This is a genomic window from Tropicimonas sp. IMCC6043 (assembly GCF_004146235.1).
Classification (GTDB): domain Bacteria; phylum Pseudomonadota; class Alphaproteobacteria; order Rhodobacterales; family Rhodobacteraceae; genus Tropicimonas.
Genome location: NZ_SELO01000073.1, coordinates 1 through 11550 on the forward strand (window position 1 = coordinate 1; position 11550 = coordinate 11550).

Genomic DNA, 11550 nt, shown 5'->3' on the forward strand with positions numbered 1-11550 from the left:
AAAACCTCGACCTGCCGGAGCTTCGCAACGATCTCCTCGGGCTTATGCTTCTTCTGGGGCATTCCTCTGTCCTCCAACTGGCTCGAAAGCCTACTTCAGGGAGGACCACTTTTCAGGGGGCAGACCAATCGTTACTGCTGACGGTCGACTTGTGACACGGGATCTGCCTCGCGCGTTGTTGGCTGGTGTTACCCGCGCCTCCGTTATGGAGCTTGCAAGGGCCCGCGGAATGACCGTCGAGGAACGGGCGTACTCTCCCGAGCAAGCTCTCCAGGCAAGGGAGGCATTTATCACGTCTGCCACGAATTTCGTGGTGCCGGTCGTGAAGATCGACGATGCAACCATTGGCGACGGCACTCCGGGTGAATTCGCAAAGGGACTTCGAAATCACTACGTGGAAACTCGCCGGGCGATGGCGATCTGAGACAATTGACATCCGACTAGGTGCAGACCCCTGCCGTTTCCACGATGCGCAGGTTCCGCAACCAGTTCGATATTGCGAATTGCCCAAGGCCGGGCGCTGCTCGCGGCTGAGGATAGGGCGTCCTTCCAATCCAACGAATGGATCGCACCATCAAACCTTGGGATCAAACACCTAGGCACCGACGCATCGCGGAAACTCACTGGCCGGCTTTTGGACCTTCCTGGCAGAGCTGTCCGATCAGATAACCCATAGGAACTCTGCTCGGGCATTCAGTCCTGTCGCACGTGGACGAACTCGTGTGCAGTGCGCGTGCCTCACCCGGCTCTGGCGACACGCTTTCCGCTGTCCCGGGCAAAGACCAACGCAAGCGCCGGATCGTAGATGAAGTGGACGTCCGCGCCCTGTGCCACTGTCTCCATCGACCGGTCCTGGACCCTGAGTTCGTAGGGGCCGAAGGTGCAGGTGACCAGCGCTTCGCTCCCCATCGGTTCGACAAGTTCAACGTTGGCGGAGTAGGGCCCGTCCGGCACGAACTCGATGCGCTCGGGGCGGATACCGACGACCACCGCGTCGCCCGCAGCAAGCGGGAGGCCGGGATCGACCTGGAGGCCGGGAAGACCGGCGTTTCCGTCGGGAGTAACGGTGCCGTCTTCTGACACGATGCCTTCTATGAAATTCATCTGCGGCGTGCCGATGAAGCCGGCGACGAAGAGATTGTCAGGCGCGGAATAGAGCTCGGTCGGCGAGCCGATCTGCTCGACCATTCCGTTGTTCAACACGACGATCTTGTCGGCCATCGTCATTGCCTCGGTCTGGTCATGGGTGACGTAGATCGAGGTCGAGGTCAGGCGCTGATGGAGAAGCTTCACCTCCTTTCGCATCGCCGTGCGAAGCTTGGCGTCGAGATTCGAGAGCGGTTCGTCGAACAAGAACACTTCCGGCTTGCGCACGATCGCCCGCCCCATCGCCACCCGCTGGCGTTGGCCGCCCGAGAGCGCCTTCGGCTTCCGGTCGAGAAGATCGCTGAGACCGAGTATCTCGGCCGCCTCGGCCACGGCCGCGTCGCGCTCGGCCTTGGGCCGGCCGGCGAGCTCGAGCGAGAACGACATGTTCTCGCGCACGCTCATGTGCGGGTAGAGTGCGTAGGACTGGAACACCATGGCGATGTCGCGGTCCTTGGGCATCAGGTCGTTCACCACCCGCTCGCCGATCCGGACGATGCCGCCCGTCGGGTCCTCGAGCCCTGCAATCATCCGCAGGATCGTCGATTTGCCGCTGCCGGAAGGCCCCACGAGGGCAACGAACTCACCGTCGTCAATCTCGATCGACACGTCCTTGATGACATGGACCGAACCAAACGACTTGGTGATGTGTTCGAGTGTGACCTGGGTCATGTGCCTCTCGATCCCTTTGCGCAGCGGCAGCTTCGCCGGTTGACAAATTCCATATATGATGCATCATAATTCCAATAGTGGAATTTTTCTAGAGGCTTTTTCGTGAACCCGAACGATCGACTGTTGAGTGTGATGGAATACCTGATGGCTGCCGGCGACGCGCCGGTGAAGCAGGTCGACATTGCACGCGACCTCGATATTTCGCCGGCGACTCTCAACCGGATCATGAAGGTGCTCTACGATCGCGGTTACGTATTCCGGACCTCGCAGCGGTTCGTGGTGCCGAACTTCCGCCTCATCAAAAACGTCCCGATGTCGGAGGTCTACCTCGAAGCCCTCGACGAGATCATGGAAGAGATCACCGCCCAGCACGGGGTCTACTCCGAGGCCGTGGTGGTGACCGGGCAGGACCTCTACTGGCACTCGCGCACCGATCTCGATCCGCCGCCTGTGGCGATTCGCGCCAAGGCCGGGTTCCGCCGGCCCCTTTATGAACTCGACGCCATGAGCAGGCTCTACATGGCGCGGCTCGGCTGGGACTGGATCGAATACCAGTTCAACATCGCCACTTTCCACGACAATAGCCCCGCCCTGCGCCCGCACGCGCCGGAGCGCGCCCGCGCTCTGATCGAGGCGACCATGGGCAAGGATTTCGACTACGACCTCGAGGGCAACCGGGTTGGGCTCCGACGCTTCGCGCTGGTTGTCGAAGATCTCGACGGAAATTTTCTGCACTTTCTGACGTTGGCTGAAGCGGCAACGCCGATGGCGGACCAGGAAGCGCGGATCGCAAGCTATCGCCACGTTCTGGAGGGCGCGCGCGCCCGGCTGACGGCGGTGATGGAGGAGGAACGGCGCGCGGCGGAGATACTTCGCCCCGCCAAAATGGCAGGTCTGGGCTGACGCCTGGTTGTGCCTGAAACACGTGGAGGAGACACGATGAAATTCACTATCAGAGCCCGTCTCGCGACGGCGGCCATGGCAACGATCCTCACGACGGTGCCTGCCTACGCGGAAGACCTGAACGTCATCCTGTTCGGCATGCCATACACATACGGGCTGGCCGAGCTTGAAGACGATTTCGAAGCGGCTACGGGCCTGACTGCAAATATCGAGGTGGTCGGTCAGGACGTTTTCGAAAACCGCATCACGCTCAGCTTCACCGGCAAGACCGGCGACATCGACGTCGTGCACACCCCGGTCATCCAGGTTCAGCGCTGGGTCGAAGCCGGCTGGCTGCACCCCGTCACCGACGGCGTGAATGGCATGGACACGAAGGACGACATTCTCGCCGGGCCGCTGGACGCCTACCTCGTCAAGGGTGACTACTGGGCACTGCCGTTCTTCGCCGAGACCGGGATGATGAGCTATCGCAAGGATGTCCTTGCCAACGCCGGATACGACCATGCGCCGACGACCTGGGCCGAGCTGCTCGAAGTCGCCAAGGCCGTCAACAGCGACGATGTCGCCGCCTTCGCGATGCGCGCGGCCCCGGGGCAGGGCTTCAACATGTTCGTCTTCCCGATGATCATGCGCGCCTATGGCGGCAAGTTCTTCGCCGACTACCCGAACGATCTCACGCCGGCGATCAATTCGCCCGAGACGCTGGAGGCGCTGAACCTCTACATCGACCTCATCAACAACTACGGACCGCCGGGCGCCGGCAACTTTAACTTCTCGGAAGTCGCCGCGGCGATGCAGGCCGGCAAGATCGCGATGTTCGTCGACGGCACCTCGATCGTGGCGCAGTCGCTCGACCCCGAGAAGAGTCAGGTCCTCGAGCACATGGCGATCGCCGCGGTGCCGGAAGGCCCGGCAGGCCGTTCGCCGGCCATCGCCGTGCACGGGCTCGGCATTCCGGCGGACGCGCCGGACCCGGAGGTGTCGTTCAAGTTCATCGAATGGGCGACATCGGAGGAGACCCTGGCCAAGATCGCGCTGGCGCAGCCCTTCCCAGACTTCACCCGCGCCTCCGTCGCCGCGAACCCGGAGGTGATTGCCAAGTATGAATCGATCAACCCGGACTTCCTCAACTTGCGCGTCGAGATGCTCAACGACGCGATCGGCCACTACCGGCCGCTGCTGCCGCAATGGCCGCAGATCGGCGCCGCGGTGGGCGAGCATATCAACGCCGCGGTGAACGGGCTCGAAAGCCCGGAAGAGGCGCTCGCTGCCGCCGAAGCCGAAATGGCCGAACTCCTGGCCGAGTAGTCGCGCCAGGACCCGCCGGCGGCTCCCTCCCTGGCCGCCGGCGACCTAAAACCGAAGCGAGACAGATGATGGCACAGGTGTCCGGGGTTCAGCCCGTCCTGCAACGTTCCTATCGGCTGATGCTGATGCCCGCGGTGATTGCGGTGCTGGTATTCGCGGTACTTCCGCTCATGGGAATGTTTTGGCTCTCCTTTACCGGGTTCGACCTGGTGAAGGGCTGGGACACCGGACTGACGCTCGAGAACTTCACCCGTCTCGCGGACGACCGGCGGTTCATCGGCTCGGTCTGGGTCATGCTGGCGCTTTCCGGCTTCGGCGTGGTCGCCCAGGTGACCGCTGGCACGCTGATTGCCGTCGGACTCGAAAAAATCATTCCGCGCTGGCGCCATGTGCGCGGTATCTTCGTGGTCCCGTTCGTCGTGCCGCATGTGGCGGTGGCGCTCATCTGGCTTTCACTCTTCACGCCGACGCTCAGCCCGATCAACGCCTTCTTCGACCTTTTCGGCATCACCGTCCCGGCCTTTCTCACGACACGCTGGGGCGCGATCAGCGCCATCGTCATCGCCGACACTTGGGCGAGTTTCCCATTCGTGATGCTGCTCATCCTCGCCGCGTTGCAGGGGATATCCACCGATCTCGACGAGGCGGCCTCAATCGACGGAGCATCCAAGATGCAGGTGTTCTGGCGCATCACCCTGCCGCTCCTGAAACCCGCGCTGCTCATGGTCGCGCTGTTTCGGTTCATCGAAACCATCAAGCATTTCCCGCTGATCTACGTGATGACCAATGGCGGACCGGGCCGCGCCACACAGGCGACGAACTACTATGCCTTCATCCAGACCTTCCAGAACTCGAAGGTCTCCTACGGGGCGGCCATCGCCGTCTTCCTGTTCATCTTTGCTGCGATCATCAGCTTCTGGGTGGCGCGCATGAATTCAAGGCTGTCGGATGCGTAAACCGAAGAGAAAGAACGCGTTCTCGTGGAAGCAGGCCGCCGGCGTGACGATGATGCTGGTCTTTCTGGTCTTCGCGCTGCTGCCGATCATCTGGGCCTTCATTCTCGCGCTCCGGCCGGAGAACCGCCTGTTCGAGCCGATCTGGGAGTCGCCCACCGCGCTGACCCTGTCCAACATACCCAAGCTCGCCGATTCCGGTTTCCCGAAGGCGCTGTTCAATTCCTTCGTCACTGCCTCTGTCTCCACGGCGCTCGCGGTTGTGATCGGCGTGCCGGGCGGTTTCGCGCTCGCCAAGGGGCGCTCGAGCCGCAAGTTTCTCGCGTCCTGGGCGCTGCTGCTGCTGCGGATGGCGCCGCCCGTGGGCTTCGTCATCCCGCTCTTCATCCTCTATCTCAAAATCGGCTTTCTCGACACCTGGTGGGGTCTGATCGGCGCCTACATGGTGCTGACGCTGCCGCTTGTGGTGTGGTCGTCCTGGACTTCGCTGTCACAGATCCCCGACGAGTTGATCGAGGCCGCGCTGCTTGATGGCGCCACGATGGGCCAGACCCTGCGCAGGGTGGTGATTCCAGCCGCCCGTCCGGGCCTGGTCGCCACGTCGGTCCTCGCTTTCCTGCTGTCATGGAACGACTTCTTCTTCGCCCTCATCATCACCCGGTCCGACACCGTGACGGCGCCGGTTGCGATCATGAACTTCGTCTCATATGCGAGCGTCGACTGGGGCAGTATCGCCATCGCCAGCATCGTGCTGACCCTGCCCACGGTGCCGGTCATCGTCTTTGCCAACAAGTACATCGTCCAATCCATGGGCGGTGCCGTGAAGGGTTGAAGCCATGGGCAAGCGTCCGAACATCGTCTTCATCATCACCGACCAGCAACGCTATGACACCATCGCCGCGCTCGGTTTCGATCACATGATAACGCCCAACCTCGACCGCCTCGCTGCCCGCGGCGCGGTGTTCGAGAAGATGTATATCACCTCGCCCTCCTGTGCGCCCTCGCGCGCCTCGCTCTTCACCGGCACCTACCCTCACACCAACGGCGTATTCCGCAACGACGAGGAATGGAGCTATTGCTGGGTGAAAGACCTCGCCGAGGCCGGCTATCACACAGTCAACATTGGCAAGATGCACACCTGGCCGGTGGAGGGTGCCTTCGGCTTTCACGAGCGCCACGTCACCGAGAACAAGGATCGCGACCATCCCTCGCTGCCCTTCTACCTCGACAATTGGGACAAGGCCTATTTCGCCCGCGGCAAGGAAAAGCCGAGCCGGGTCACGCAGCGCAGGCGGCAGGACTACGAGACGCTTCTCGGCGCCTGGGTCTGGGAGGACGAAGATATCCTGCACCCGGACGTGCTGGTGCCGCAGATGGCGAAGTGGTGGATCGAGCGATACCCGGGCGAGGAGCCGTTCTTCCTGCAGGTCGGCATTCCGGGGCCGCACCCGCCCTACGACCCCACGCAGGAATATCTCGACAAATTTGAGGGGCGCGAGCTGCCCGCGCCGATCCCGGCCGAAGACATCGCCGAGCAGCCAAGGGCCTACCGGATGTTGCGCCAGCACCATCTCGACGACGACGCCGACGGGATCGTCCACCTGACCGACCCGAGCCCCGCCCAGGCCGACCGCCAGCGGAGGCACTATTACGCCAACGTGACGATGATCGACACCCAGGTCGGCGAGATCCTCGACGCTCTGGAGGCGCGCGGCGTGCTCGAGGAGACGGTGGTGATCTTCACCTCCGACCACGGCGATTGCCTTACCGACCACGGCCACTCGCAGAAGTGGAACATGTATGAAAGCACCGTCCACGTCCCAGCCATCGTCGCGTGGCCTGGCGTGACCGACGGCGGAAGGCGGATTGACTCGCTGGTGTCGCTGTTCGATTTTGGCCCGACGATCCTCGAGATGGCCGGCGTGGCCGTCCCCGACTGGATGGAAGCCCGCTCGTTGCGGCCGCTCATGCGTGGCGAGGCGGAGGATCGGCCGCGCGTCTTCTGTGAGCATTCCAACGACGCTCTGCTCGAAGGCACCCGAATGGTGACTATGGTGCGCGAAGGCGACCTCAAGCTGGTGCATTTCGTCGATTCCGACGAGGGCCAACTTTTCAACCTCGCCACCGACCCGCTGGAACTGGACAACCTCTGGAGCGATCCTGCGCAGGCCGACACGAAGGCACGCCTGATCGACGAGATCTTGTGTTGGCGCACTGAGAGCGCGTTGATAACACAAGGCTACCCGCTCGCCTGCATCCGCGGCGCGATGGCGATGATGTCGCCACCAGGACGGCCCGGCAAGGGCCAGCATCGCGAAGGATCGCGGGGGCCGCGCATCTGGAAGTGAATTGCTTCTTGAGATGGATTTTCAGTGAATCGAAGTTCGAGGGCCGTTGAAAGGATGGTGGCCGCTCTTTGCTTCAATTTGACCTTCCCCCTGCGATCAGAGCCATTGCGAGCTGGAACTTTCCACCTTTGACTTGACGAAGGAGGAAGACCCATGAAGCGGAAGCGGTTTGCTGAAGGACAGGTCATCGGCGTGCTGAAGGAGAGCGAGGCCGGCGCGAAGGTCGACGATCTCTGCCGACGCCACGGGATCAGCACGGCGACAGTCTACGCCTGGCGAAAGAAGTACGGAGGCATGGACGCGTCCGAGGCCATGCGGCTTCGCGAGCTGGAGGCCGAGAACGCCCGGCTGAAGCGGATCGTGGCCGGCCAGGTGCCGGACATGTCCGAGATGAAGGAGCTGCTGGAAAAACACTGGTAGGCCCATGGCGAAGCGCAAGGCCGTGGGCTTTCTAATGGCCGAGAAGTGGCTCAGCGAGCGTCGGGCATGCCGGATCGTCGGGCTGGCGCGATCGGTGCAGCTGTACCGGCCGGTGGCGAAGAACGACGAGGCCGTGGTCGCCCGGATGAAGGCGCTGGCGTCGGAGAACCGGCGCTCCGGCTATCTCCGGCTGCACGCAATGCTCCGCCGCGAAGGCCTGGCGCTGAATCCCAAGCGGAGATACCTGCTCTACACCGCCGAGGGCCTTCAGGTCCGCACGAAGAAGCGGCGGAAGCTGCCGCGCCGGGACCGTGTGGCGCCGCAGGTGCCGGAGCGGCCGATACAGAGGTGGTCACTCGATTTCGTGAGCGACTAGTTGGCGGATTACCGTCGGTTCCGGATCCTGAACATCGTTGACGATTGCAGCCGGATCTTTCCCGGCCAGATCGTCGACATCTCGATCTCCGGCGCCCGGATCACACGGTTCCTCGACGCGCTGGCGTTGCGCACCGGTCTTCCCGAGGAGAGGGGGGCCGAGGGGACCAGCAAGGCGATGTTCGACTGGTCGGAACGGACCGGCGTGCGCCTGCGGTTCATCGAACCGGGCAAGCCGGTCCAGAACGCCTTCGTCGAGAGCCTGAACGACAAGCTCAGGGACGAATGCCTGAACCTGCCCCGGTTTCGCTCGCTCCGTCACGCCCGCGAGGAGATCGAAAGCTGGCGCCGCCATTACAATACCGAGCGCCCCCACTCGGCGCTCGGCTACCTGTCGCCAATGGAGTTCCTGATGACCACCGCCGCATAAGCGCCTGAGACTCTTGTGGTCTCCGCGCTGCCGCTCAACACTCAAACCCAACCGGAAAATTCTGGATCGCGCCGGCCCTGATTGTGGGGGAAGGTCGACACCTGCCATTTCAGCCACCGATGGAGCGACCTGACCACGAACTTTGAAGCGCATCTCGGCGCTTTGAGCTTTGCGTCCGGCAACGTAAACTGGCGTTGATGGGCTATGTCACGTCCTTGTTCGCCAGGAAGATGGTGGCCGCAGCAGGTGCGGAGATCGACGCGCATGCGCTGCTTACCTCGGTCGGACTCGATCCGGACGGAGCCTGGGACCCGAAGGTAATGCTTCCCGCCGCGGATTATTACGATCTTCTCGAGCGTATCGCGGTGCAGATCGATGTTACCGACCTTCCGCTCCGTACCGGGGCCTCGATGCAGCTCGACGAATACGGTGCGCTGGGGCTGGCGTTCAAGGCGGCGACGACATTGGGCAGGTCCTATGCCCGGGTCGAGCGCTACGCGCGGCTCTGGACCAGCGTCGTTGAGTATGAACTTCGCCCCGATCCGCGCGGCACACTCTTCATTCTCCATAGGTCCGGCGAACGGAGGCTTGGCCTCAGGCTATCCAACGAGGCGACGCTGGCCAGCGCGGTGTCGCTCGCCCGCCAGGTAAGCCCAAAGCCGGTAACGCCGCTCGAAGTGCTGGTCGGGCATGCGGCTCCTCCGACCACCTGCGCTCACCAAGAGTGGTTTGGTTGCCCGGTCCGGTTCGATGCCGATCTCGACGCGGTGCTTTTCTCGCCCGAGACGCTGGCGCAGCCCAACATCCTCGGCGACGAGGGCATTTCCCGCTACCTGATCTCGCATCTCGATGCCGAGTTGTCTGAGATCGAGAGCGAGGCGACGCTTGTGACACAGGCCAAGGATGCGATCGCGCAGGCGCTGAGCGAAGGCGTGCCGAAAATGGACGACATCGCGCGCGGCTTTGGTCTGAGTGCTCGTTCATTTCATCGGCGGCTGGCCGAGAGTGGAATGAGCTACCAGACCCTAACGGAGGATACGCGCCGCGAACTGGCCGAGGGTTTATTGCGCGACAACAATCACTCCCTCGCCGAAATCGCCTTCCTGACCGGGTTCTCCGAGCAGAGCTCCTTCACCCGTGCCTTCAAACGCTGGATTGGCACGACGCCGGCAAGCTACCGCAGGGACCGTATGCGGCGATAGGCGCCTTGGCGGCAGCTGTCAAAACGCTGGCGGGTGCGGTTAATACCGTGCCTGCCTGTGCGTCCTATCCCTTGGTCACGAACCCGAACCAAGGAGATATTGCATGCAAGCGAAACCCATCCTCGTCATTGGCGCCACCGGCAAGACGGGCAGCCGCGTCGCCGCGAAGCTTGAGGCCAAGGGCCTGCCGGTGCGCCGTGGCTCGCGGCATTCTTCTACCCCCTTCGACTGGGAGGCGCCCGAAACCTGGGCCGCGGCGCTGGCTGGCATCGGCGCCGCTTACGTCACCTACTTCCCCGATCTGGCCTTCCCAGGGGCCGTGGAGAAGCTCGAGTCGCTTTGCGAAACCGCCAAGGACGCGGGCGTGGATCACCTCGTTCTGCTGTCCGGGCGCGGCGAACATCACGCGCGGCTGGGCGAGGACGTCGTGCGCAACTCGGGTGTGGACTTCACCATCGTTCGCGCCGCCTGGTTCGCGCAGAACTTTTCCGAAGGATACTTGCGCGATCCGATCCTGGCAGGTGTGTTGCCGATGCCCGGCGGCACGGTGGCGGAACCGATCATCGATATTGACGACATTGCCGACGTCGTGGTGGCGGCGCTGACCGAACCGGGACACAAGGGCGAACTCTACGAAGTGACGGGACCGCGCCTGATGACCTTTGCAGACATGGCCGATGCTCTGTCGACCGCCATGGGCCATCCGATCCGACACATCCCGATCACCTTTGAGGATTTCCATGCCGAGATCGCCAGGGCCGGAGGCGAGTTCGTGGCCGATGTCTTTACCGCCATCGCGCGCGAGACGCTGGACGGGCGCAATGCACACGTGACGAACGGTGTGCAGCGGGCCTTGGGCCGGTCACCAAGGGACTTTTCGGACTTTGCCATCACCGCCGCCCGGTCAGGTAAGTGGTCGGCTGTTGCCTGAACTGCATCCCACACCATTCAGAAAGGACGAGCCATGACACTGACCCGTTTCGAAAAGACTGCTCTTTGCGTATCGGGTGTCACCGCCCTCGGAATTGGCGGCTTCATCCTGGCAGAGCCGCGCGTGTTCTATGCGAGTTACGGCATCTCGTTGGGCACGGATGTGAACCTGCTGAGCGAGTTGCGCGCGCCAGCCGCCGGCCTCGCGGTGCTGGGGGTCCTCATGCTGGCCGGAATCGCCCGTCAGGCGTGGAGCGGGGTCGCCATGGTGGCCGCCCTGACGGTGTTCCTCGCCTTCCCGGCCGGCCGCCTTGTCGGCCTGGCCGTCGATGGCATGCCCTCGGGCAGCATCCTTTCGGCGCTGGCCATCGAACTCGTGATCGCTGCCCTCTGCCTGGCCGCCTTCCGCCGCAGGCTGTGGACCTCCACCTCTGCAACCGACGGCGGTCGCATGACCTCGGCATGAAACAGCGTATGTGGTGGGGGGATAGCTTTCCGCCACGTTCTCGAATTCAGGAGGAGACTCACCGAATGTCCCCGTTCTTTACCTACCTGATGCAGGCCGCAATCCTGGCCTATGCATTCCTCGGCGGCGTGTTCCTCGCCTTTTCCGACTTCATCATGCGATCCCTGTCGCTGACCACCGGCACCGTGGGCGTGGAGACGATGCAAGTCATCAACCGACAGGTCTTCCGCTGGGTCTTCATGGCGCTGTTTCTCGGGATGACGCCGGTGTTGTCAACGGCGGTGCGATTTCCTGCCAGAGGGCAGCACAAAATCCGGCCAGTTCCAGCGTGATCGGCGCCCCGGCAGACGCGCTCCCTATGTAGCTGGCGGTTGCCGGGGCGCCTTGGTCCGCGAGG

The 11550-nt window shown here is 63.1% G+C and carries 11 protein-coding genes and 1 pseudogene; 11 read left to right on the forward strand and 1 reads right to left on the reverse strand.

The annotated features are described in order from the left end of the window. The first annotated feature begins 127 nt into the window (after nt 1-127). Nucleotides 128-424 carry an aminotransferase class IV gene (locus EU800_RS27735; protein ID WP_256369791.1) on the forward strand — a complete coding sequence of 99 codons (297 nt, stop codon included), beginning with the start codon at nt 128-130 and terminating at the stop codon, nt 422-424. A gap of 314 nt (nt 425-738) precedes the next feature. On the opposite strand, the gene EU800_RS24620 is transcribed toward EU800_RS27735, so the two are convergent. Next, nucleotides 739-1818, reverse strand: coding sequence for an ABC transporter ATP-binding protein (locus EU800_RS24620; RefSeq protein ID WP_129636130.1), 1080 nt, complete (start codon nt 1816-1818; stop codon nt 739-741). 102 nt (nt 1819-1920) lie between these two features. Here EU800_RS24620 and EU800_RS24625 point away from each other — a divergent pair, with 102 nt between their 5' ends. The 10 genes and pseudogenes from EU800_RS24625 (at nt 1921) to EU800_RS24670 (ending at nt 11485) form a co-directional block, all read left to right on the forward strand. Then, complete coding sequence (locus EU800_RS24625; RefSeq protein ID WP_129636131.1) at nt 1921-2721, forward strand: winged helix-turn-helix transcriptional regulator; 801 nt, start codon at nt 1921-1923, stop codon at nt 2719-2721. Nucleotides 2722-2757: 36 nt separating this feature from the next. Further along, nucleotides 2758-4029, forward strand: a complete 1272-nt coding sequence (locus tag EU800_RS24630; RefSeq protein WP_129636132.1) for a sugar ABC transporter substrate-binding protein — start codon at nt 2758-2760, stop codon at nt 4027-4029. Nucleotides 4030-4097: 68 nt separating this feature from the next. Further along, on the forward strand, nt 4098-4985 hold the full coding sequence (locus EU800_RS24635) for a carbohydrate ABC transporter permease (RefSeq protein WP_242500819.1): 888 nt from the start codon (nt 4098-4100) through the stop codon (nt 4983-4985). Continuing rightward, complete coding sequence (locus EU800_RS24640; RefSeq protein WP_129636133.1) at nt 4978-5814, forward strand: carbohydrate ABC transporter permease; 837 nt, start codon at nt 4978-4980, stop codon at nt 5812-5814. Before EU800_RS24635 ends, EU800_RS24640 begins: the two co-directional genes overlap by 8 nt. 4 nt (nt 5815-5818) lie before the next feature. Next, the gene (locus EU800_RS24645; protein ID WP_129636134.1) at nt 5819-7330 is read left to right on the forward strand and encodes a sulfatase; all 1512 of its coding nucleotides are present in this window, start codon (nt 5819-5821) and stop codon (nt 7328-7330) included. A gap of 153 nt (nt 7331-7483) precedes the next feature. Continuing rightward, nucleotides 7484-8555, forward strand: a pseudogene (locus EU800_RS24650) (IS3 family transposase). 230 nt (nt 8556-8785) lie between these two features. After that, on the forward strand, nt 8786-9757 hold the full coding sequence (locus tag EU800_RS24655; RefSeq protein ID WP_242500820.1) for an AraC family transcriptional regulator: 972 nt from the start codon (nt 8786-8788) through the stop codon (nt 9755-9757). A gap of 103 nt (nt 9758-9860) precedes the next feature. Next, complete coding sequence (locus EU800_RS24660; RefSeq protein ID WP_129636136.1) at nt 9861-10688, forward strand: NAD(P)H-binding protein; 828 nt, start codon at nt 9861-9863, stop codon at nt 10686-10688. A gap of 33 nt (nt 10689-10721) precedes the next feature. Next, the gene (locus EU800_RS24665) at nt 10722-11153 is read left to right on the forward strand and encodes a DUF4345 domain-containing protein (RefSeq protein ID WP_129636137.1); all 432 of its coding nucleotides are present in this window, start codon (nt 10722-10724) and stop codon (nt 11151-11153) included. Between the two features lie 65 nt (nt 11154-11218). After that, nucleotides 11219-11485, forward strand: coding sequence for a hypothetical protein (locus EU800_RS24670; protein WP_242500821.1), 267 nt, complete (start codon nt 11219-11221; stop codon nt 11483-11485). Nucleotides 11486-11550: the final 65 nt, after the last annotated feature.